Below are 22,995 nucleotides of genomic sequence, written 5' to 3' on the forward strand. Positions count from 1 at the left end.
CGATCAATTAGTCGACTTTGTACCAAGCATCTTGCCAGTGTGAGCCTACACCAGGTTCGTACTGAGTTGCCGTTGGTGCCCACTGAATACAGTAACCAGAGTATGGGAACTCTTTACACTGATAAACGCTACCGTCGCTGCTCAGTACTTTTGTACCTTCAGTGTAAGATTCAATGCTTTCAGGGAATACGAAATCGTAATCGCCTGCTGGTGGCGGTGTTTGCTCGTCCATAAGGTGGAAATCAAGCGTGTTTTGGTCAACTAAGTTGCCTTGGTCATCCTTAGTTACAACCACAAGCATGTGGTGGCCAGCTTCAGATTTAGACAGAGTCAACTGAACATCTTCAACTTGTCCGTCTTTAAGTTCAGATTTCTGAGACGCAAGTGCTTCACGATGGTGGTTGTATACCGTGAGTTCTGCTTGAACATCGCCTGTTGCCGCTAGAGTAAGATCAAGTTGAGTCGGTTGACTCTCATCGATAATGTACTCTGATTCTAAACCTGTTACTTCAACTTCATGCTCTGGCTCTGGAGTATCAATCTTGTAGCCGATCTCTACGCTCTTAAAGCCTGAACCTGCTTTTAAGTAAACTGGATTTGAGCCGTATACAGGAGCGAAATCACCTTGGTCGTTCAATTGACCCGCTTTGATTTGCGTCTGCTCTTGGTTGATCTTTGATGCCAATGCATAAGACCAGTTATTCGCTTTACCTTGTTTGTTGTTCTCAATGACTAGCTCTGTGCTGTATGAAGCGTTCTCACCAGATTGGTCAAAGACACGAGTGTAAACGGCATCACCGATGTTTAGGTCGCGAGTTGGGTTGATTTGACCGCCTTGGTCCCAATCAGGAATGATCGGGCCATCGCCATCAAATTTCACATCAATAACGTTGTAGAAAGCCATTGCAGTATCACCCACATCCCAAACAGCAAGAATCACTTGGTAGCCTTCACGCTCAGGGACATTACACAAGTGGCTTACTTGCATTGGTGGCTGTTCCATATTGCCTTCGACTACACAGAATGGTGTTAGATCAAAAGAACTGCGAGCCAAAGGCTGGTTTGGATTCCAGTCTGGTTTTGTAATGTAGTATTTCCAATCGTGAGTCACGTGGTTTGCTGTAAATGTCCACTCAAAGTACTGAGAGCCAGATTGGATAGGGCGTTTAACCCAACGGTCTGCCGTTTGCTCGTCTAGCGCAGCCGCTAAAGAAGATTGCGCACTAGCGATTTTTCCATCAGCAGGGCCAACCTCTGGGAAGCCTTCAGGACCTTCGACACTTTGCGGTTCGTATTGGATACCACCACAGTTGGTGTTCTTCTCTTGTGTATCACTCGCAGGGAACTTACACAGCGCTACACGGCTTTCAGCTACGCCATTATTGTATGCCGAGACATAACCGTGACCGAAGCTTGCACCACTAACGCTTAGTAGCGACAGAGCGATGAGTGATTTTTTTGGGAGTTGTTTCATTATTTGTCCTTACTGTATTTGGCCGACAAAAAAGAGAACACTCCGGCACGCATTTGCACTTAAATCCTATTAAGTGGCAGCTCCGCTATCATAGACAGAATAATTGTCGACAGACCGGTGGCTTTGCGTCCTATTCTTTCAAATAGTTTGCCAGAAGTGCGTTTAAGCAAGCGAAATGTAGTCAACGCGTTTTATAAATGCGAATGAATAGATTGAAATGTGGAATGCTAATCTCGAACTTTTAATTCTTGTCACAAATTAACTTGCTAAATGTATTCTTTATTTACCTATAAGTGATTGAAATAAATTAAGAAAGCATTTGCTCTAATTGTTTTTATGAATGGTTTTGTCTTTTTAGTTTTGTACTGGATAACAATTGAGCGCATATCAAAACCAAACCTTTGGCTTCCACTAACCGAACCCTGACACGCTATGTATGAAAAACCGGACAATTAATTGGTATGAATTATATAAAGGAGTCAGTATGGAATTCACTGAACAAGATAGAGAAGCGTTGTACCAAACGTGGATGTCACAAAAATCACGAATGCGAATCACTCAGATGGAGTTTTCAAAGAAGCTTGGAATGAGTCAGCTTGATTTCTCAAATATGTTGCGAGGGGAGTCGCCGCTGACTATGTCATTTGTGAGCCATTTCTGTCGTCTACTTCACTTGGAACCGAGAAACGTATTCCCGTCACTTAAAGAAGGAAATGACTCTGGTCCTAAAGTGGTCTATCTGAAAAGTAGAATGAGTGTTGATGGAGAGATCCAAAATGCTTACATCGAAGGAAATCAAGTTATCGTAGAGTATGCTCACACTGTTCAACACAACTAATTTTAGAGTTAGCTCTGAGTTATAGCCCCTTTTTCTACAAACTTTTCACATATGGTATAGCATACTTGGGTGTTTTTCTTCCAACCTAAGTGCGCTATGAATCCTCTAAAACTATTTTTGCTTGTCGCAACCAGCATCTTTTTGTTTGGTTGTGCAGGCGGCCCAATCAAGACTGCTACCAAATTCACCACTTATGAAGATTTTCAGCCTGGCCCTGACGGGGGAGTTGACCTCGTTTGGGCAAGATTAGGGCTGCGTGACGCCGACCGCTTGAAGAGTAAGTTGGATGACTATGATTCTGTCGTCATTGACCAAATCTTTGTGCTTGCCGAAGAAGGTTCGTTAGATCAAGAAGAAATTCAGGAACTTACCGACCACATGGTGAACCGATTAGAAGAGAAAATATCACCTCACAAAGTGATCGTTGGTGAGCCGACGGGCAAAACGTTACGCCTGAGTATCGCATTGAGTAACGTTGAAACGCCAAATCCTATCTTAGCCGTTACCAGTAGTGTCTTACCTTTTGGTCTTGCCATGTCGACCATCTCAAAAGTTGCGACAGGAGAGCACACCAATGTTGGTAGTGCGAGTGTCGAGCTGCTGGTGAGTGACGCTCAAGATGGCACACCACTGTTCGCAGCGATCGATCGTGAAGCCGGAAATAAGGACTTTTCAACTATGATCGATTCACTTGATGATGCCAAAGATGCAATCAACTATTGGGTTGAACGTTTAGGTGATACTCTACAGAACATCGATGACGCATAGAAAGACCGAACAATGCTAGAGAAAGAGAACCTGATTAAGTTGGCTCGAATGCAGATGCCATTTGGAAAGTACACCGGCCGCACACTAATTGACCTACCTGAAGAATATTTGTTGTGGTTTGACAAGAAAGGGTTCCCAAACGGTGAGCTAGGTGACCTGCTCAAACTGTGCCTAGCGCTAAAAATAGAAGGGCTCGACAGTGTCGTCAAGCCATTGAAAAGAATGTAATTAATTATAAAGCTCACGTTAACAGCGTGGGCTTTTTTGTTTCTGTTGATAGAACAGTTTTGTTGACAAGTGATGGGTGAAAAAACATTCAACGTTATCCTATTGAAATTGCGCAATCGATAGCGTGTAAATAAAGTTATACAGGGTGTTTTAAATATAAAACACAAAAAAAATTGCGTTCTTTTTAAATTAGTGATTGAAACTGGCGTTTTTACTAGTTAAGTTACAGGGAACAAGAAGATATGTGCTGATGGAAAGTTACGTGAGATAACGTACATTCAGCTCAAGGATAGATATAGGAAGAAGTAAGCAATGTTCCAGACTGATGATGTAAGAATTAACAAAGTAAAAGAGTTATTACCCCCTGTTGCTGTTTTAGAAAAGTTTCCAGCGACAGAAGTTGCTTCTTCGACAACCTTTGAAAGCCGTAAAGCAATTCACAACATTCTAGAAGAAAGTGACGACCGTTTATTGGTTATCGTTGGCCCATGTTCTATTCATGATCCAGAAGCGGCTCTTGAATACGGTAAGCGTTTGAAAGTACTACGCGATGAGCTAGGCGATAAGCTTGAAATCGTAATGCGTGTTTACTTTGAGAAACCACGTACGACGGTTGGCTGGAAAGGTCTGATCAATGACCCTTACATGGACGACACGTTCAAACTAAACGATGGTCTGCGCCTTGGACGTAAGCTACTTCTTGATCTAACAGACATGGGTATGCCGACAGCAAGTGAATTCCTAGACATGATCACGCCTCAATACGTAGCAGACTTAATTAGCTGGGGTGCAATTGGCGCACGTACTACGGAATCTCAAGTTCACCGTGAGCTAGCTTCTGGTCTTTCATGCCCTGTTGGCTTTAAGAATGGTACCGATGGCAACATCAAGATCGCAACAGACGCAATCCGCTCTGCAAGTGCTTCTCACCACTTCTTATCGGTAACTAAGTACGGTCACTCAGCTATCGTTGAAACGGCTGGTAACCCAGATTGTCATATCATCCTACGTGGTGGTAAAGAGCCAAACTACAGCGCAGAGCACGTTGGTAAGATCAAGCAAGAGCTAGAAGCTTCTGGTCTACCGCAGAAAGTAATGATCGACTTCAGCCATGCAAACAGTTCTAAGCAATTCAAGCGTCAAATGAATGTGTCTGATGACGTAAGTGCACAGATCTCGGGTGGTGATAAAGCTATCTTTGGTGTGATGATCGAATCTCACCTAGTTGAAGGTCGCCAGGATTTGGTTGACGGCAAAGCTCCAACATACGGCCAGTCAATTACTGACGCTTGTATTGGTTGGGAAGATACTGAAACAGTACTTCGTCAACTGGCAGATGCAGTTGAAGCTCGCCGTAACAAGTAAATTAGTGACTTTAATTAGTCTCTAGAACGACTTAGATAATTGAAGCCCTTACTCGCTTTTGTGAGTAAGGGCTTTTTAATAGTCACTAATCGCTAATAGGAAGTGACCTGTATTTTTAAACTAGGAAAGACACTAGCTCGTCGACTTTAAGTGACAACAAATCTTTATCTTGCTTGGTTTCTACATTAAGGCGGATTAGTGGCTCGGTATTGGATTTCCTTAAGTTAAAGCGCCAAGTACCCATATCCATGCTAATACCGTCGGTATGATCTATGTTTACAGCACGCTTTTGGTAGCATGAAAGTACACGAGCGATAGCTTGTTCTGGGTCTGCTACCTTACGATTGATCTCTCCAGAAGAGGGGAATCTTTCTACGCTAGAGCTGATAAGTTGATGAAGCGATTGTTGAGTCTTACTGATGAGTTCAATGACGAGTAGCCAAGGAATCATCCCTGAGTCGCAGTACCCAAAGTCACGGAAGTAGTGATGTGCGCTCATCTCTCCACCGTACACAGCGTTGAGCTCTCGCATTTTCTCTTTGATCAAAGCATGCCCTGCTTTTACGCCCACAGCGTTTCCACCCAGTTTTTGTGCAACTTCTACTGTATTCCATGTCATGCGCATGTCGTGTAGTACTGTTGCATTGGAGTCCTTCAGCAAGAAGGCTTCGGTTAGTAAACCGACGATGTAGTAACCTTCAATGTAATTGCCTTTTTCATCAAAGAAGAAACAACGATCAAAATCACCATCCCAGGCGATGCCAAGGTCTGCGGAGTGCTCTAAAACGGCATCGCGAGTCGCAGCTTGGTTTTCTTTGAGTAAAGGGTTAGGGATACCATTTGGGTACATCCCATCAGGAATGTGGTGAACCTTGATGAAGGTGATTGGAGCATTCAGTTCATTGAATTTGGTCTCTAACGCATCAATGACATGCCCAGCAACGCCGTTTCCCGCGTTAACCACAATCTTCATCGGTGATAGCTTTGACGGCTTTATGTAAGAGAGTAGGTGCTCCACATAAGGAGCTAGGATACTGGTCGTTCTAACGGAATTATCGGCTTGTTCATGGCTGATCGGTTGTTCGCTGACGCCCTCATACTGTAGAGCTTCAATACGCTGTTTAATTACATCTAACCCATTGTTTTTACTGATTGGATTAGCGTCTAGACCGATTAACTTCATGCCGTTGTAATTGATTGGATTGTGGCTTGCCGTAATCTGGACTCCGCCAATGGCTTGTAGGTGGCGAGTCGCAAAGTAGACTTCTTCTGTGCCTGTCATACCGATATCTACCACGGCGATCCCTGATTCAATCAAACCCTTGGTCATCGCTTTCTGCAGGAGCAATGAGGTTTCACGATTATCACGACCAATGACTACTTTAGCCAAGCTATTGAGTGACGTTTTAGATGTTTCTGCAAGGACATATTCGCCAAATGCTATACCAAGCAGGTAAGCTAGGCGCTCATTGATTTGTTTACCAATGATTCCTCGGATATCGTTATTTTTAAAGCAGCTGAGATCTAAATTCTGTTTCATTCTATCGTCGCTGCTTTAGTTCGATTTGTTGATTTGAGGTGAGCTAGGTTGTTCGCTTCGCCCGTAACTATCTTGATATCGAATAATGTCGTCTTCACTCAAATGGCTACCGGTTTGTACTTCGATCATTTCGAGTGGAGCGTCCCCTGGATTTTCTAGGCTATGTATGTGTCCTAGCGGAATATAAGTGGATTGGTCTTCTTCAACGAGATAGGTTTTCTCATTATTGGTCACCTTCGCAACACCTGCAACAACAACCCAGTGCTCTGCTCTATGGTGATGCATCTGTAGCGATAACTTGTGACCGGGTTTTACAGTGATACGTTTAACCTTGTCGCGTTTGCCTAGGTCAATTACATCGTATTTACCCCAAGGTCTAAACACTTCGCGGTGATGAACATGTTCTGTGCGATCTGCTTGATTCAGCTGGCTGACTATCGATTTCACGCCTTGAACTTTGTCTTTGTTCGCGACGAGTATAGCGTCTTTTGTTTCGACAATAATAAGGTTCTCAACACCTACAGTCGCAACTAGCTTGTTTTCAGCGTGGATATAGTTGTGCTGAGAATCGACAGTTAACACATCGCCTTCAATCACATTCTTGTGTTCATCTTTATCACTGACATCCCAGATTGCAGACCATGAACCAATATCATTCCAACCAACATCCATAGGGATCACCGCAGCATCCGACGTTTTTTCCATCACGGCATAGTCGATAGAGTCGCTCGGGCTGCTTTGGAATGCCTCGGCGTCAATACGGATGAAGTCGAGGTCGGTATTTTGCTTTTCGAGCGCGCTTTTGCAGGCCTCAAGGATCTGTGGATGATGCTTTGCTAGCTCTTCTAAGTAGCGTGATGCTTTAAACATAAACATGCCGCTGTTCCAGAGGTATTGCCCTGAGCTAATGTATTGTTCTGCGGTGGCTAGGTCGGGTTTTTCAACGAAACATTTAATGGCAAAAGCATGATGGGAGAGTGGTTCTCCTTGTTTTATATAACCATAGCCAGTTTCTGGGGCGCTTGGAGTAATACCAAAAGTAACCAGTTTACCTTGTTTTGCGTATTCAACGCCTCTTGCCACCGTTTGCTGAAATTCAGCTGTTTTAGCGATGTGATGATCAGCGGCCAGTACCAATAATATTGGTTCTGACTCATTTTGTTGGTTACCGCTTGTGTGATTTAAAGCCTGTAATGCAGCGAGTGCGATCGCGGGAGCTGTGTTTCTTCCGACAGGTTCTAGCAAAATACCACTGTGTGCAATGTTAGCCGATCGAGCTTGTTCTGCAGCAATGAAGCGGTGCTCTTCATTACAGATAATGAACGGAGCAGCGCATTCAGCGTTACTTAAGTTCGCTTCAAGACCTTGTAGGCGTAAAAGGGTTTGCTGAAGCATCGACTGTTCGCCAGCAATATTGAGGAACTGCTTAGGATAAAGCTCGCGAGACAGGGGCCAGAGGCGGCTACCAGAGCCGCCAGCTAGAATGACAGGTAAAATCATAGCGTGGTACAGGGTGCATTAAAATTCTGGCGCCATGTTACCACGCTTCACTCTTTTTAATTATCGATAAGCCACTTACTTGTCGATAAACAGTAGAGCCGTTGTTTTATCGAGGTTCTTCTGCGCTAGGAAGTGCCATATCCTGAACTTCACTCAAACCTTGTGGATCGATTTTTAGTGTTTGAGTTGGGAAAGCGATATCCGCATTGTGTTTGTGAATGATTGCTAGCACCTGCAGTAGCACATCTTGTTTCACTTCATGGTATCTCACCCAGTTGACGGTCTTAGTGAAGGTGTAGATGAAGAAGTTCAGCGTTGATGGGCCAAACTTATCGAAATTCACGATGAGTGTCTGCTTAGCATCGATGTCTGGGTGCGTTTCAAGCATGGCTTTTACGTCATCCACGATAGCAGCTAACTTGCTCGCGTCTTCGTAACGAAGCCCAAAGGTTTCATTAATTCGGCGGTTTAGCATTCGCGATGGGTTTTCCACCACAATGTTACTGAATACCGAGTTTGGCACGTACAGTGGGCGTTTATCGAATGTACGAATGATGGTCATGCGCCAGCCAATACGTTCGACGGTACCTTCGATTTGACGGTCAGGAGAGCGAATCCAATCACCGACTTTAAAAGGTCGGTCGAAGTAGATCATCATGCCGCCAAAGAAGTTCGAGAGTAGATCTTTTGCTGCCAAACCGACAATCAAACCACCCACACCACCAAAGGTCAGCAAGCCTGATAGGCTGAGACCGAATGCTTGCATGATCGTCAGGCCACCCATGACCATAAAGAATAGGCGAGCTACTTTTGCGATCGCTTGTACTGTCGTTTCATCTCTGTTTTTCTGTTCTAAGACGTACGTTTCAGTATTGGTGATCATTCGCAAGGTGAACCAAACAAAAGTGCATATGATTAAAATGTGTTTTAGTGTTTTTAACCAGTTGATTTCGTTGCCAAACTGGTCTTGAAGGATCAACCCAATAGAGACAGTCGCCGGCCAACACCAAAGTAACGTACTGACTGGAGTTTTCAGTGCTGCTAGTAGCAGGTCATCCCAGTGAAAAGGGGTTTTCTGTACCAGAATTTCTAAGCGATTGTGGATAATTCGCCAAGCTACCCAAGCGAGAAAACTCGCAATAGTGATGAATAAGACACTGTTGGCCCAATCACTATGGCTCTGGTTAATGTAGGTTTGTACTTGGGTTAAGAATTCATTCATTGTGTGTGCTGCCGCAGAAATTATGAATTGGAAATTAGCAGAAACTCGAGTTGTTCTCTACCTTTATAAATCAAGCGATTATGACAATAGTATAACCTTATTATTGCAGAACTAACTTTTTTTGAGATAGAAACTAATGTAGGTTTGACTATCCCGTGTTATTTAAATTTCTAAACAGGATTTCAAATGAGCGACAAACAATATGCAGTTATCGGTTTAGGGCGTTTTGGTTTATCTGTGTGTAAAGAGCTGCAAAGTTCTGGGGCGCAGGTATTAGCCGTCGATATTGATGAAGAGCGAGTGAAAGAAGCCGCGGCCATTGTTTCACAAGCGATTGTTGCTAACTGTACGAGTGAAGAGACGGTTAAAGAGCTAAGGCTCGACGAGTACGATATGGTAATGGTTTCGATTGGTTCTGATGTGAACTCGAGTATTTTGACTACTCTGGTCGTGAAAGAGTCGGGGGCTAAAACCGTTTGGGTTAAGGCGAATGATAAGTTCCACGGCAAGATCCTTTCTAAAATTGGCGCTGACCATATCATTATGCCGGAGCGAGACATGGGTATTCGTGTCGCAAGGAAGATGCTGGATAGACGCGTTCTTGAATTTATCGACCTCGGTAGTGGCTTAGCGATGACCGAAATTGTTATCGGTGCCAAGTTATTAGGTAAACAACTTCGTGATTTGAAGCTTTGCAAAGAGGTGGGTGTTGAAGTTCTTGGTTTTAAACGCGGACCGAATCTGACTAAAGCGCCTGAACTGGAAGTGAGTTTAGAAATTGGAGATGTGGTGATCATCGCTGGGCCTAAAGAGACCCTATCTAGAAAGCTACGTAATTGGTAATGGGAACTTGTAATAGGGTAACAGTATGAATTCGTTTCAGCGAAAAGGTACTTTCTACACACTCACAAGAGATGAAAAGCCACGTAAAGGCTCTGAACCTAAGATAATCCTGACCAGCTTTTTGGCGGTGCTTATTCCCTCGGCCATCTTACTCACGATGCCGGTTTTTTCTGTCACAGGGCTCAGTTTCACAGATGCATTGTTTACTGCGACTTCTGCAATCAGCGTAACAGGGTTAGGGGTCGTTGATACGGGCGAACACTTTACTTTGGCCGGGAAAATCTTGCTGATGTTCTTGATGCAAGTGGGCGGGTTAGGGCAAATGACCTTATCTGCGGTTCTTCTGTACATGTTTGGTGTCCGGTTAAGCTTGAAGCAACAGGCATTGGCAAAAGAGGCATTGGGACAAGATCGTAAGATTAACCTGCGTAAGCTAGTAAAGAAGATCATCATCTTTGCGCTAGTGGCTGAATTTATTGGCTTTGTATTGCTTTGTTTCCGATGGGTTCCTGAAATGGGCTGGGCAACAGGCAGCTTTTACGCACTGTTTCATGCGATATCAGCATTTAATAACGCCGGTTTCGCTCTGTTCTCAGATAGTATGATGAGCTTTGTTGACGACCCATTGGTTATCTTTACCTTAGCGGCTCTGTTCATTTTTGGTGGCTTAGGCTTTACGGTGGTCGGTGACTTATCTAGCAACTGGCGCAAAGGCTTCCAGCATCTGCATTTACATACCAAGATCATGCTAACCGCAACCCCGACTCTATTGTTGGTGGGTACAGTGTTATTTTGGCTACTGGAAAGAAATAACTCTGCGACTATGGAAGGGTTATCAACTCAAGGCCAATGGCTGGCGGCGTTTTTTCAATCAGCAAGCGCTCGTACCGCTGGCTTTAACAGTGTGGATTTGTCTCAGTACACGCAGCCTGCTTTATTGGTGATGATTGTGTTAATGCTGATTGGTGCTGGTTCTACCTCAACCGGTGGCGGTATTAAGGTATCGACCTTTGCAGTTGCTTTTGTCGCGACTTGGACATTCCTACGTCAGAAAAAGCACGTCGTGATGTTTAAACGTACTGTTACATGGCAGGCGGTAACCAAGTCATTGGCCATTATCGTGGTCAGTGGGGCGTTATTAACTACGGCGATGTTTTTGTTAATGCTTACCGAAAAAGCCGCGTTTGATCGAGTCATGTTCGAGGTGATTTCTGCCTTTGCAACGGTAGGATTGACGGCTGGGTTAACCGCAAATCTAACCGAACCTGGCAAATACATTATGATTGTTGTGATGGTTATTGGTCGTATCGGTCCTTTGACGTTGGCGTATATGTTAGCTCGCCCAGAGCCTTCACTGCTCAAATACCCAGAAGACACTGTTCTAACAGGCTAGCGCGTTTGTTAATGAATCAGAAAACATAAAGCCAGCGTTATGCTGGCTTTGTTGTTATAGGTGTAGCGTTAATCGCTGAATGCTTAGCCCTCAAACATCTCTACATATTCATCATAGCCTTCTTCATCCAGTTTATCTGCTGGGATAAAGCGCATCGCCGCTGAGTTCATGCAGTAACGTAAGCCTGTTGGTTTAGGACCATCTTTGAAGACATGACCTAAGTGAGAATCACCAAATCGGCTACGAACTTCTGTGCGTGGGTACAACAGTTTGTAGTCTGTGGTTGTCACTACGTAAGCTTCGTTGATTGGTTGGGTAAAGCTCGGCCAGCCCGTACCTGATTTGTATTTGTCTTTTGACGAGAACAAAGGCTCACCGGTAACGATATCAACATAGATACCTTCCTCTTTGTTATCCCAGTATTTGTTGTCAAATGGGCGCTCAGTAGCGTCTTCTTGCGTTACATCGTATTGAAGTGCTGTAAGCTTCGCTTTGATCTCTGCATCAGACGGTTTTACGTATGTTTTAGCATTCGCTGTCGCATTTTTACTGTCGATGATCTGACGTAGTGTTTTAGGGTTGTCCTTTCTATCATCACCGAAGATTTTATCTAAATACTGATCACGACCTGAAGCGTAGCGGTAGTAGTTATAACGAACCTTACTCTTCTTGTAATAATCTTGATGGTAATCTTCTGCTGGCCAGAACTTCTCAAATTTGATCAGTTCTGTTTTTAGTGGTGCATCAAAGATTTGAGCCTTGTCGATCTCCATCATAAAGTTCTGAGCAACGTCTTTTTGCTCTTGGTTATGATAGAAAATGGCAGGTCGATATTGCGGACCACGGTCTACGAATGACCCTTTGTCATCGGTTGGATCGATATGTCGGAAGAATTGGTCAAGTACCTGTTCATAGCTAACAACATCAGGGTTATAGGTCACGTTGATCACTTCGATGTGACCAGACTTACCTGAAGAAACTTGTTTATAGGTTGGGTTTTCGAGCTCGCCACCAGAGTATCCAGAGATAACGTCTGTTACGCCTTTTAGTTTCTCTAAGTCAGACTCTGTACACCAAAAACAACCACCCGCGAGTGTCGCGATTTCACTTTTCCCTGAATTAGCCGTTTTATCCATTGTATTGGCAGTGCCAGTTTGGCTGACAAACAACGAAATCAGTGGTAGTGCAACCACGAGTGATACCAATATTTTAGATAATTTATTCATAGATACCTCATCTTGACGTTCTTTTTCATTCGATTTTGAATGTACGAATAGAGACAGGTTTTAGATGGAAAAAATTGCACTATTCATGAAAAAAATATGTGTCAGAGAAAATCTTGCTCATGAATGCTGCCAGTAGTAGGGTGTCGATACTAACAATAAATAACAGACAGTGATGGCGGTTATCGGTCATCTAAGGAACAGCATGCAAGCAGAAGTTAAATGGGTCGAAGGTTTTAAATTCTTGGGTCAATCTCAATCAGGCCACTCTATTGTTATGGATGGCAGCGGTGGTGCGACGGCGCCAAGCCCGATGGAAATGGTGCTTATGGCCGCTGGTGGTTGTAGCTCCGTTGATGTGGTGGATGGATTGAAATCTGCTGGTCAAAGCATTACAGGCTGTAACGCAAAACTTGAAACTACTCGTCGTGAAACCGCGCCAAAAATCTTTACCGCGATTAACATTCACTTTGAAGTATCAGGTGACAACCTTGATCCTGAGTTGGTTGCAAAAGTATGCGCTGATTCATTAGAAAAATACTGTTCAGTGTGCCTAATGCTAGGTGCTGGCGTAGAAATGACGCACAGCTGGGAAATAGTCTAGTCTTCTGGCCGTATAGCTTGGCTTTGAGTCATTACTTTTCGGCTTATGAGCAAACATAGATAAAGAAAGGGCGGAGCACTTAACAGTGCTCCGCCCTTGTTATGAAGAAAGTCGTTATTACGTTAGAATACGATTATTCCACTGTTTCAACGATAACCTCTTCAACTTGAACATCTTCTTGGTACTCGAAGCTTGGGATTGTTGCTTCCACACGACGGTTTTGAGCTCGACCTTCAGCCGTATCGTTTGATGCGATTGGGTTTTCTTCCCCTTCACCAGAAGCGGTAATGCGGTCAGCTTCAATACCTTGCTCTTCGATGTATGCTGCAACAGCTGCAGCACGTTTCTTAGATATCATCATGTTGTACTCAGCAGCACCTGTTGAATCTGTGTGACCAACGATGTTAACGGTAGACTGAGGGTATGTTTGTAAGACTTCCACAATTGGCTGTACAGCGGCTTTACCTTCGTCTGAAAGCTCTGTGCTGTTAGTCGCAAATGTACCTTGAGAGAAGCTCTCAGTTTGCGCTTTGGTAACCACTAGCTCAGCTTCCTCTTCAACAACCACAGTTTCTGGCTCTGTGATTGGTTCAGAAGGTGCTTGAGTAACCGCCGCCGCAGAAGCTGCAGCCGCTGATGCGGTTGTATTACCTGTGCCGAAATTGTAGCTAAGACCTACTGTGACAAGGTTGGAGTTTAGATCTTGAATGATCTTATCGTCAAAATCATCGAAGTATTGGTATTCCACTCTCACTGCCCAGTCGTCTGAAAACTGTTTCTCAGCACCGATACCCAGAGCCAGTACAACATCATCTTCATCGTCATGCATGATGTAAGCTGGACCCGCTTTGAAGAAGACATCAAACTCTTGTTTGATCGCCAATCGGTACATTGGGCTCAACGATATTGCAATAATGGAATCGCTGTAGCGCTGAGTTGTCCCGTTGTAATTAAAACTAGTGTCGTAGTCACCTAGGTAATCTGCGTTTAATTCCAGTGCAATGTTATCGGTAAAGTTGTAGCCACCGTAAAGACCACCGGCGACTGAATCATCTTCACAGTTCACACTATCTACACAAGCACTATCAAGCCACCCCATCCCGACTTTCGCACCAACATAAGTGGTTGCAGCGATGGAAGGAGCAGCAGCAAAGCCTGAAGCTGCAATGACGGCACACATAATCTTTGAGAGTTTTTTCATAATCTTATCCTTGGATTAACTCTTATTGTTATCTGAATCAGTCCTTTAAAACGATTTCTTACTGATAGGCACACTGCAAATGTAAGTAAATCAAGGCGTTGATCCAGTTCGAACCTATCATGGAACTCTTAATACATTGTTAGTCTGATTGCTTATGGGAGTCAATGAAGTTGTTAAGATTTATATATTCAAAGTGCTATTTACAGGCGTTTTTGTCAATTAATTGCTGTCTCAAATGTTGGAAATGAAGAAACCTCGCATCACCTTATATCGGTAATGCGAGGTTTTCGTTTTGTACTGAAGCTTGCCTGAGTAGGAAGGTGAGTGTCTTTAAGGACGCTCGCCAGCCAATAAGCGCTTTTCGATATCAGCAATTACTTCAGGCAAATCGGCTATGGTGTCAATTAGATAGTGCGGGTTTGATTTGTTTAGCTTAAGGCTGGCTTTTTCACGTGCTGCTGCCAGTGTTGTTTCGTCTGCATCTAAGTATTCTTGGTAAGTTAATCCTGCTTCGTTGCCTGATAACACAAGACCTACCGTCCACATGCCTGCGTTGTGACCCTCATCAATGCCCGGGGCTGCATCATCCACTTTCACACAGGCTGCAACGTTTGTTACGCCTAGGTCGATTACGTTTTTAAGTGCCATGAATGGTGCAGGGCGACCACCTTGAGGTAAGTCATCGGTTGCAACCACGTTGTCTGGACGATAGCCATAATCTGCTGCTGCAGGAATTAGAACATCCATCACTTCACGTGGGTAACCGGAACAAGAACCGATTTTTACGTTTTTCTCTTTTAGGTTATTCACTACTTCAATCGCGTTTAAAATTGGCGCTGCGTGGTCGGCTACTTTCGCTTTTTGAAGAGGCATAAATGCCGCGTAAATCGCATCAACGTCTTCACTGGTCATCGAACGTCCGAACTGAGCAGTCCAACGAGCATCAACTGCAGGGATTCGACCCACCGCTTGGATGTGATCCCATTTACCGATACCCATAGGTTCACGAGCTTCTGCTAAGTCGATGTCAAAGTCGAAACCTTGTTTGAATGCTTCAACGAAAATACTGGTTGGAGCAAATGATCCAAAATCAACGATAGTGCCTGCCCAGTCAAAGATAACTGCTTGGATAGGTGATGTTGTGTTCATAGTCGTGTCCTATTTCTGTTCTCTCCCAGCTCAAGTTGCTCTGGGAGACAAATGATTGTTTTAAGTTATTGGTTAGATTATGGTTTAAAGGTACTCAAAGTCTTTGCAGACTTTTGCTATCGCTTTTTCGAATACAGACAGAGCGACTTCTAGTTCGCTGCGACTGATGATCAATGGTGGGCTCAACTGAATCACGTTACCTTGTGACACCTTAAAGCTCAGGCCATCGTTCAGACACTGGTAAAGTACTGCTTCTGCTTCATCGAACGCTCGGTTTTTGGTGATATGGTCAGTGACCAATTCCACTCCCCAAAGCAGGCCGATGCCGCGAACGTCACCAATGACTGGGTATTTCTCTTTCATTTGAAGCAGTTGTTCACGTACGAATTCACTGTCCGCCTGTACTTTTTGAAGTAGATTTTCTTGCTCAATCACTTCCATCGTAGCCAGTGCCGCCGCGCAGCCAATAGGACTTTTCTCGTGGGTGTAGTGACCAAGTGATACTTGCGCTGCCGTGTTGTATTTGTCTTTAGTGACCATGGCTGCAATTGGAAGCAAGCCCCCGCCAAAACCTTTACCGATACAAAGAATGTCAGGTTCGATATCAAAAGCCTGGTGAGTGAACCATTCGCCACTACGACCCATACCGTTTGGAATGTCGTCGATGATCAACATGACGTTATGCTTATCGCAGATCTCACGGATGCGCTTCCAGTAAGCTTTGCTTGGAACTTGAACGTCTGTGTTACGCACTGCTTCGGCAATGAAGGCTCCAATGCCACCTTCTTTTTCAATGACGTACTCAAGGTAATCGGCATAGTGCACATCACATGCCGTCTCATTGCTATCGCCTGAACTACCTCCTTTAAGCGGGAAAGCGCCACGATAAGAGACGGCTGGTGGAATGCGTTCTACGCCAGCCATTAATGGCCCCATGCCTTCGCGGAAACAAGCTTCACCGCCCACTGAAATTGCGTCCAGTGACGCGCCATGGAATGAGTCCCACAGTGAAACGACCTTGAAGTTGTTGGTGACATGTCGAGCTAGCTTGAGTGCCATACCAATAACTGACGTTCCACCCGGTGCAAACAACACGCGGTTCAACTCACCACCGCAGATCTGTGTCAGCTTTTCAGCACATTGAACGGCTGTTTCATTGGTAAAGCGACGTGGTGAAAACGGCAATGACGCCATTTGTTGAGTCACTTTATTAATGATGTGAGGGTGACCATAACCTAGTTGATGGACATTATTGCCGTGAAAGTCCATGTACTTTTTGCCAGTCGCATCTTGAATGTAGATGCCTTCGGCTGCTTCAAGTGTGTCTAGGCAAGGCGTTGACATCGCTTGATGAAGAAACACGTCTGAGTCACGTTTTAACATCGCTTGAGTCGCCTCATCGTTTAGCGACTCGTTCCATTTCTCACGCGCTGGCGTGGTGTTCACATCGCCTTCGCTTCGAAAGTGTGTCGCCTTTAGAACAGAATCTTGATTGGCCATCGTCATTATTTGATGTCCCAGTACATAGCGTTTTTCACTGCGCCAATGAGAGCTTCAATGTCTGACGGATACACTTCACCGATGTTACCGATTCGGAAGCAGTCTGCGTTTGAAACCTTACCCGGGTAAATCACAAAACCTTGTTCTTTCAAGCGGTCATAGAATTCCTTGAATTGGTAATCGCTATGAGTTGGAGAATAGAAAGAGGTAATGATAGGTGAATGAAGATCATCATTAAGCAGTGGTTCAAAGCCAAGAGAGCGCATACCTGCAACCAAGGTAGTTTGGTTGGTTTGGTAGCGATTATGACGAGCTTCGATACCGCCTTCCTGTTCAAGTTCAAGTAGGGCTTGGTAGAAAGCACGCACAGTGTGAGTTGGAGAGGTGAAGCGCCATTTACCGTGATTGCTTTCCATGCAGTGCCATTGGTCAAACAGATCAAGGCTTAATGAGCGAGCTTGGCCTTTGCACTTTTCCAGTTCCGATTGCTTAGCAATGACAAAGCCGAAGCCCGGTACACCTTGGACGCACTTGTTTGCTGAGCTGATCATGTAATCGATACCTAAGTCAGCGATATCCATAGGGATGCCACCAAAGCTCGACATTGCATCGAGAATGACGGTTTTGTTGTGCTGTTTTGCCAATTTGGCAATGTCTTCAATTGGATTCAGCATGCCTGTCGTGGTTTCACAGTGCACAATCGCAACGTGAGTAATGTCTGAATCCATGGCCAATGCCGTTTCCATTTCGTTCAAGTCAGGCTGTGATGTTTCACCTGGGGAAACGACATGGCATGGAATGTTTAAGTATTCTGCAATTTGAGCAATGCGAGCGCCGTACGCACCGTTATCAACAACAAGAAGTTTACCGCTGTTAGAGATAACGCTACCGATTGTTGCTTCTACCGAAGCGGTGCCGCTACCTTGCATTAATACGCTTGTATATCCCGCTTGCTTAGTCGCTAAAGTCACTAGCTTGCTACGAATCACTTCAACAACGTCTTTGTTGTATTCATCATCCCAAGTACACCAATCTTTTAACATCGCTTGGCGAACGGTTTCAGAAGTAGATAAAGGGCCCGGTGTCAGCAGTAAGTATTCGTTTCTCATGTTCAACTCTCGTGATTTTTATTTTTGGACTATACCAATATTTAGAGCTACTTTAACAACCAATTTAAACGGTCGTAAATAGCCCAAACATCATTTTCACAAAAGCTTCATATTAAAAATGTTCACTTGTCTTGAGAAAGTTTTCGATCTTTAAACTGCCATTTTTCGTTCATTTAATCGTCACAAAAGCCAGTTAGCTTAATACTCGAAATCTGGTACATACCAATGCGGAGGTGCGTGCCAACAACTGGAATGAATTTTTGAATATAGGTGCCTCTCGATAGGGCTTCTAGCTTTAACAACTTTAACTTTGGCAACTTCTCACTTTAGAGTTGGGCCTGACTGGAGAAAATGATGAAAAACCGTTTTATGAAAGGATCACTTGCAGCATTAGTCACACTATTAGCTGGTAACGCTTATGCGGCACAGGAAGTGACGGTTTACACCGCTTTTGAAACTGACATCTTAGCGAAGTACAAAAATGCTTTTGAAAGCGAAAACCCAGACATCAACATCAAATGGGTACGTGATTCAACTGGGATCATGACGGCAAAATTATTAGCTGAGAAAAACAACCCTCGTGCAGAAGTGGTATGGGGCCTTGCGGGTTCTTCAATGGCTCTACTTAAAGAAGAGGGCATTCTTAAGCCTTACACTCCTCAAGGTGTAGAAGCGCTGCGCTCAAACCTCAACGATCCGCAATCTACTCAAGCTTGGTATGGCAACGATGCATTCTTCAATGCGGTTTGTTTCAATGAAGCGGTAGCGAAACAACTTAACCTACCAGCACCTAAATCTTGGGATGACCTAACCAAGCCTATCTACAAAGGTCATATTGCGATGCCAAACCCAGCGTCTTCTGGTACGGGTTATATGCAAGTGTCTGCTTGGCTACAAAACATGGGTGAAGACCAAGGTTGGAACTACATGCAGAAGCTAGACCAAAACATCGCTCACTACACGCACTCTGGTTCTAAGCCATGTGTTCAAGCGGGTATGGGTGAAGTCGCTATCGGTATTTCTATGGCGAGCCGTGGCGCTAAGCTGAAAACTCAAGGTGCACCGCTTTCTGTAATTACGCCTGAAGGTATCGGCTGGGAATCTGAAGCGGTAGGTCTTGTGAAGCCGTCCGATGCAGCGCAACGCGTGGTTGATTGGTCTATCTCTAAAGCAGCAAACGAGCTTTACATCGAAATGTACCCAGTTGTTGGTCACCAAGATGTGACGGCAACAATTGAAAACTTCCCTAACGTCGAAAAGAACATGGCAAAAATGGACTTTGCACGTATGGGCAGCGAGCGTGCAGACGTATTGAAAACATGGTCTGAGAAGTTTGACGCTAAATCAGAGCCGAAATCTTAATCTATCGAGCTACTCAGTTAATTAACTATTAAGTTCATTAGAAGTTAGAAACCAGTAAAGGAAGGCTTCGGTCTTCCTTTTTTAGTTTTACGCCTTTAGGTTTTATGTAAGGTGCGACAAATGACAAAACACTACTCATATTGGTTCAAACAAGCACTAGAAAAGGAATTTGGCTGCATCGATGCGGGGCTAGAATCTGCGAAGCCACTGCAAAAAGACATTAACTGCGACATCGCTATTGTTGGCGGCGGTTACACAGGGCTGTGGACGGCGATTTTGATCAAGCAGCAGCAACCTCAAAAGCATGTTGTGGTGATTGAAAAAGGTTTGTGTGGCAGCGGCGCTTCTGGTGCTAACGGTGGCTGTATGCTGACATGGTCGACTAAGTATCCCACGTTGAAGAGGCTCTACGGAAAAGAGCAAGCAAAATGGCTGGTAAAAGAATCGGAAAAGGTCATTTACGAGATCGAAGCTTTCTGTAGCGAACATAATATCGACGCGCATTTGTATCGTAGCGGGACGTATTACACGGCAACCAATGAAGCACAAAAAGGTGGAATGGAGCCCGTAGTGAATGAGTTGGTTAAACAGGGTATCAATAGCTGGAAGAAGTGTGACAGCTCTTTGTCTGATAAAGCAGGATCGGAGCGTCATATCGAAGGTTATTACTCAGAAGCCGCGGGCAGTGTGCAGCCAGCATTACTGGCGAGAGGGTTACGTCGAGTTGCTATTGATTTAGGGGTTGAAATTCACGAAAACACGGAGATGACTTCGCTTGATTATGGAGCCCCAGCTCGAATCCAAACCAAAGGTGGATCTGTTTTTGCCGACAAGGTCATTTTGGCACTCAACGCATGGATGCTCGATCACTTTAAAGAGTTTAAACGCAGTATTGTGGTTGTTTCGTCAGACATGGTTGTCACTAAGCCTATCCCTGAAAAGCTTCAGCAATTTGGCCCAGAGAAAGGGGCGGCAGTGGTGGATTCACGTATCTTTGTTCACTATTACCGAGACACCCAAGATGGACGTCTGATGTTGGGTAAAGGTGGCAATAAGTTCTCGTTTGCCAATCAAGTTGAAAGCATGTTTAACCAAAAGACAAACTACCTGTCGATTCTAAATCAATCGTTCGAAAAATTGTTCCCTAAATTGGAACAAAGTGAGTTCGATTACAACTGGTCGGGTGGATCAGATCGCTCAGTAACAGGATTGCCATTTTTCGGAAATCTAAAAGGCCAAAACAACATCTATTATGGGCTCGGTTACTCAGGTAATGGTGTTGCGCAAACTCGTATGGGCGGAAAGATTCTGTCATCTATGGTACTCGGCACTGACAACGCTTGGACCTGCTGCGGATTAACCAAAGGACCGCTTGGGCATTTCCCACCAGAGCCATTCCGTTGGGTAGGGGCCATGACGGTGCGCAATGCAGTACGCAGAAAAGAGAACGCAGAAGACTCAGGAAAAGCGCCATGGTGGCTAGATAAGCAATTAGCAAAGCTGGCTGGTGCGGCAGGTAAAGCCGACAAGGTTGAGTGAATCTTTGTTGTAGATTGTGCTTTGCAGGTTAAGCGAGAACCGATCTTCAAGTGGCAACTGAATTGGAAGTTAAATTTGATTTGAAGTGAGAATTGATATGACGACCCCGCTGTATGTATTTGATTTAGATGAAGCACTCATGGATGGAAACAGCGCCATGATTTGGAATGAGTTTTTGGTTGAGAAAGGCTTGGCAAATGAACCTAGCTTTTTGAACGAAGAACGCCGGCTTATGGCGCTGTATGTTCAAGGTATTCTCAATGAAGATATTTACCTTGAATTTGCAACCCGCTCACTAGCCAATAAAACTTATCAAGAGGTGTGTGCATTATTAGAAGAGTGCATTAATCGTAAAGTTCTCAGCAAGATCTTTCCTCATCTTGCAAAGAGGAGCTGGTCGTCAACAACACAAGGGCAGCCGATGGTGATCATCTCTGCCATTGTGTCATTCATTCCTGCATGTGTGGCAAAAAGGCTCAATATTCCCAATGTTGTCGGTATTGAACTCATGGAATCGTCGAGTCAATACTCTGCCAAGATTTTGGGGCTTCCGAGTCATCCGCATGGCAAGGTGGTTAGTTTGAATGAGTGGTTAGAGCAACACGGCCCTTCGCACAACCATAGTCAAAATGGTGCTGACTCGATTAATGATTTACCTCAATATGAAGTGGCGGATCGCCCTCACTTGGTTAATCCACACGAACGTTTAAGCGCTCGCTTGGAATCTGCTCCATGGCGTGCGGTCTACTGATTTCAGTATTGGAAGAAACGACAGATATAACCATAAACAAGCATTGATATTTGGCGGTGAAAAGCACATTGGCTTTCATCGCCAAATACCTATCTGAGGGTTAGTGGGTTTCTGTAAGATATTGAATATTATTACTTGTTTTGTTCTCGTCACCCTCAGTTAGAATGAATTTTATTTCTGCAATATAACTGTCATTTAGCTTCTATAAATTTGTCACTCAACTGAAATATTCAAAGTTTAAATTTGGTATATACCATATAAAGAGTGCTGTAATATGAGCAACCAAACTTATTTGAATATTGAAAACGTTGTAAAGCAATTTGGCCAATTTACAGCGCTAAAAGACATCTCCCTATCGATTGAAAAAGGCGAGTTCGTCTGTTTCCTTGGCCCATCGGGCTGTGGAAAAACCACCTTATTACGTGCGATTGCAGGTCTAGACTTACCAACCTCAGGTTCCATTGAGCAAAATGGTAGCGACACGACCTTTTTACCACCAGAAAAGCGTGACTTTGGCATCGTGTTCCAATCTTACGCTCTTTTCCCTAACCTGACGGTGGAAGAAAACATAGCAATCGGGTTGAAAAACCAAGGCATGTCGACCAAAGAAGCACTAGAAACGGTGGAGTCTTGGCTAGAAACCATCGGCTTGCCAACGTCTGGTCAAAAGTATCCGAATCAATTATCTGGCGGTCAGCAGCAGCGTGTGGCTTTAGCTCGCGCACTGGCCTTGTCTCCTGGGTTACTTCTGCTTGATGAGCCGCTGTCTGCACTCGATGCAAAAGTAAGAACACACCTGCGTGATGAGATTTGCCAATTACAGCGCAAGTTGGGCATCACCACTATCATGGTGACACACGATCAAGACGAAGCTTTGACTATGGCAGACCGCATCGTGGTAATGAACCATGGGGTTATTGAACAGGTAGGGGCGCCTCAAGAGATTTACCAAAAGCCAGCGAGTCGTTTTGTCGCTGAGTTTGTCGGCAGCATGAACTTCATTCAAGCCTCTGTGGCTGTTCAAGGCAAGATGCGTATTGCTGAGTCTATGTTACCACTTCCTGGATTAGACAATCTGACTCCAAAGCAGGGGGATGTGTTCGATATTGCGGTGCGTCCTGAGCAAATCCAGTTCGTTGATCGTTTTAATGAGTCGTTACCTGTCAGAATCGTTTCGAGTGAGTTTCTAGGGGCTTTTTACCGCGTCGAATGTCAATTGCAGCATGACTCTACCGCTAAAGAGATTATCGTTGATGTGCCAGTCAAAGAGTTCAATCGATTGAAGTTACGCCGCAGTGATATTCGTTATGTGGCGTTTGATCAAGAAGGCTTGCGAGCTTATCCATCGAAAAGTGTTCAAGTGATGAAAGACGAGGCGGCGTAAAG

General features: G+C 44.5%; 20 protein-coding genes and 1 riboswitch. Of the genes, 11 read left to right on the forward strand and 9 right to left on the reverse strand.

The genetic code is table 11. The features are described 5' to 3' along the window. Positions 1-7 precede the first annotated feature (7 nt). The gene (gene gbpA / locus F0251_RS16085) at positions 8-1,474 is read right to left on the reverse strand and encodes an N-acetylglucosamine-binding protein GbpA (RefSeq protein ID WP_171731349.1); all 1,467 of its coding nucleotides are present in this window, start codon (positions 1,472-1,474) and stop codon (positions 8-10) included. Positions 1,475-1,546: 72 nt separating this feature from the next. Beyond that, positions 1,547-1,636, reverse strand: a riboswitch (cyclic di-GMP riboswitch). A gap of 322 nt (positions 1,637-1,958) precedes the next feature. On the opposite strand from gbpA, the gene F0251_RS16090 reads away from it, so the two are divergent. The 4 genes from F0251_RS16090 (at position 1,959) to aroG (ending at position 4,673) form a co-directional block, all read left to right on the forward strand. Continuing rightward, positions 1,959-2,312: a transcriptional regulator gene (locus tag F0251_RS16090; RefSeq protein ID WP_105057994.1), complete on the forward strand. Its 354-nt coding sequence runs from the start codon at positions 1,959-1,961 to the stop codon at positions 2,310-2,312. A 96-nt stretch (positions 2,313-2,408) separates the two neighbouring features. Further along, positions 2,409-3,080: a DUF3313 domain-containing protein gene (locus F0251_RS16095; protein ID WP_105057995.1), complete on the forward strand. Its 672-nt coding sequence runs from the start codon at positions 2,409-2,411 to the stop codon at positions 3,078-3,080. Between the two features lie 12 nt (positions 3,081-3,092). Continuing rightward, positions 3,093-3,308 (forward strand): DUF3820 family protein, encoded by a 216-nt coding sequence (locus tag F0251_RS16100; protein WP_061031229.1) that lies wholly within the window; start codon positions 3,093-3,095, stop codon positions 3,306-3,308. Positions 3,309-3,620: 312 nt separating this feature from the next. Continuing rightward, positions 3,621-4,673: a 3-deoxy-7-phosphoheptulonate synthase AroG gene (gene aroG / locus F0251_RS16105; protein WP_008217211.1), complete on the forward strand. Its 1,053-nt coding sequence runs from the start codon at positions 3,621-3,623 to the stop codon at positions 4,671-4,673. A 115-nt stretch (positions 4,674-4,788) separates the two neighbouring features. On the opposite strand, the gene F0251_RS16110 is transcribed toward aroG, so the two are convergent. The 3 genes from F0251_RS16110 to F0251_RS16120 form a co-directional block, all read right to left on the reverse strand. Then, positions 4,789-6,213, reverse strand: coding sequence for a phosphomannomutase CpsG (locus F0251_RS16110; RefSeq protein WP_171731350.1), 1,425 nt, complete (start codon positions 6,211-6,213; stop codon positions 4,789-4,791). Positions 6,214-6,228: 15 nt separating this feature from the next. Beyond that, positions 6,229-7,713 (reverse strand): mannose-1-phosphate guanylyltransferase/mannose-6-phosphate isomerase, encoded by a 1,485-nt coding sequence (locus tag F0251_RS16115; RefSeq protein ID WP_171731351.1) that lies wholly within the window; start codon positions 7,711-7,713, stop codon positions 6,229-6,231. 106 nt (positions 7,714-7,819) lie between these two features. Next, a complete protein-coding gene (locus F0251_RS16120) occupies positions 7,820-8,935 on the reverse strand; it encodes a mechanosensitive ion channel family protein (RefSeq protein ID WP_171731352.1) in 1,116 nt (371 codons plus the stop codon). 186 nt (positions 8,936-9,121) lie between these two features. Here F0251_RS16120 and F0251_RS16125 point away from each other — a divergent pair, with 186 nt between their 5' ends. Both F0251_RS16125 and F0251_RS16130 read left to right on the forward strand, forming a co-directional pair. Continuing rightward, complete coding sequence (locus F0251_RS16125; RefSeq protein WP_171731353.1) at positions 9,122-9,778, forward strand: TrkA family potassium uptake protein; 657 nt, start codon at positions 9,122-9,124, stop codon at positions 9,776-9,778. Between the two features lie 25 nt (positions 9,779-9,803). Beyond that, positions 9,804-11,171, forward strand: coding sequence for a TrkH family potassium uptake protein (locus F0251_RS16130; RefSeq protein ID WP_105023177.1), 1,368 nt, complete (start codon positions 9,804-9,806; stop codon positions 11,169-11,171). A gap of 83 nt (positions 11,172-11,254) precedes the next feature. Here the strand turns inward: F0251_RS16130 and msrB are convergent, their stop codons facing one another. Continuing rightward, complete coding sequence (msrB, locus tag F0251_RS16135; RefSeq protein ID WP_171731354.1) at positions 11,255-12,397, reverse strand: peptide-methionine (R)-S-oxide reductase MsrB; 1,143 nt, start codon at positions 12,395-12,397, stop codon at positions 11,255-11,257. 202 nt (positions 12,398-12,599) lie between these two features. Here msrB and F0251_RS16140 point away from each other — a divergent pair, with 202 nt between their 5' ends. After that, positions 12,600-12,998, forward strand: a complete 399-nt coding sequence (locus tag F0251_RS16140; protein WP_017071630.1) for an OsmC family protein — start codon at positions 12,600-12,602, stop codon at positions 12,996-12,998. A gap of 133 nt (positions 12,999-13,131) precedes the next feature. Here F0251_RS16140 and F0251_RS16145 read toward each other — a convergent pair whose 3' ends face one another. From F0251_RS16145 to phnW, 4 genes are all read right to left on the reverse strand, one after another. Beyond that, a complete protein-coding gene (locus F0251_RS16145; protein ID WP_061031220.1) occupies positions 13,132-14,199 on the reverse strand; it encodes an OmpA family protein in 1,068 nt (355 codons plus the stop codon). A gap of 330 nt (positions 14,200-14,529) precedes the next feature. Then, entirely contained in the window at positions 14,530-15,348 is an 819-nt protein-coding gene (phnX, locus tag F0251_RS16150; RefSeq protein WP_061031219.1) for a phosphonoacetaldehyde hydrolase, read from the reverse strand. 84 nt (positions 15,349-15,432) lie between these two features. Next, positions 15,433-16,854: an aspartate aminotransferase family protein gene (locus F0251_RS16155; protein WP_171731355.1), complete on the reverse strand. Its 1,422-nt coding sequence runs from the start codon at positions 16,852-16,854 to the stop codon at positions 15,433-15,435. After that, positions 16,854-17,957: a 2-aminoethylphosphonate--pyruvate transaminase gene (phnW, locus tag F0251_RS16160; RefSeq protein WP_171731356.1), complete on the reverse strand. Its 1,104-nt coding sequence runs from the start codon at positions 17,955-17,957 to the stop codon at positions 16,854-16,856. The genes F0251_RS16155 and phnW overlap by 1 nt, the downstream gene beginning before the upstream one ends. A 351-nt stretch (positions 17,958-18,308) precedes the next feature. Between phnW and F0251_RS16165 the strand changes: the two genes are divergently transcribed. The 4 genes from F0251_RS16165 (at position 18,309) to F0251_RS16180 (ending at position 22,993) form a co-directional block, all read left to right on the forward strand. Beyond that, positions 18,309-19,319, forward strand: coding sequence for a putative 2-aminoethylphosphonate ABC transporter substrate-binding protein (locus F0251_RS16165; protein WP_128644407.1), 1,011 nt, complete (start codon positions 18,309-18,311; stop codon positions 19,317-19,319). Positions 19,320-19,439: 120 nt separating this feature from the next. Further along, positions 19,440-20,858 carry an FAD-dependent oxidoreductase gene (locus tag F0251_RS16170; protein WP_171731357.1) on the forward strand — a complete coding sequence of 473 codons (1,419 nt, stop codon included), beginning with the start codon at positions 19,440-19,442 and terminating at the stop codon, positions 20,856-20,858. Positions 20,859-20,955: 97 nt separating this feature from the next. Beyond that, the gene (locus F0251_RS16175; protein WP_171731358.1) at positions 20,956-21,609 is read left to right on the forward strand and encodes an HAD-IB family hydrolase; all 654 of its coding nucleotides are present in this window, start codon (positions 20,956-20,958) and stop codon (positions 21,607-21,609) included. 274 nt (positions 21,610-21,883) lie between these two features. Continuing rightward, positions 21,884-22,993: a putative 2-aminoethylphosphonate ABC transporter ATP-binding protein gene (locus tag F0251_RS16180; RefSeq protein ID WP_171731359.1), complete on the forward strand. Its 1,110-nt coding sequence runs from the start codon at positions 21,884-21,886 to the stop codon at positions 22,991-22,993. Positions 22,994-22,995: the final 2 nt, after the last annotated feature.

Origin of the sequence: Vibrio sp. 070316B, from assembly GCF_013114115.1 — a bacterium.
Classification (GTDB): domain Bacteria; phylum Pseudomonadota; class Gammaproteobacteria; order Enterobacterales; family Vibrionaceae; genus Vibrio; species Vibrio chagasii_B.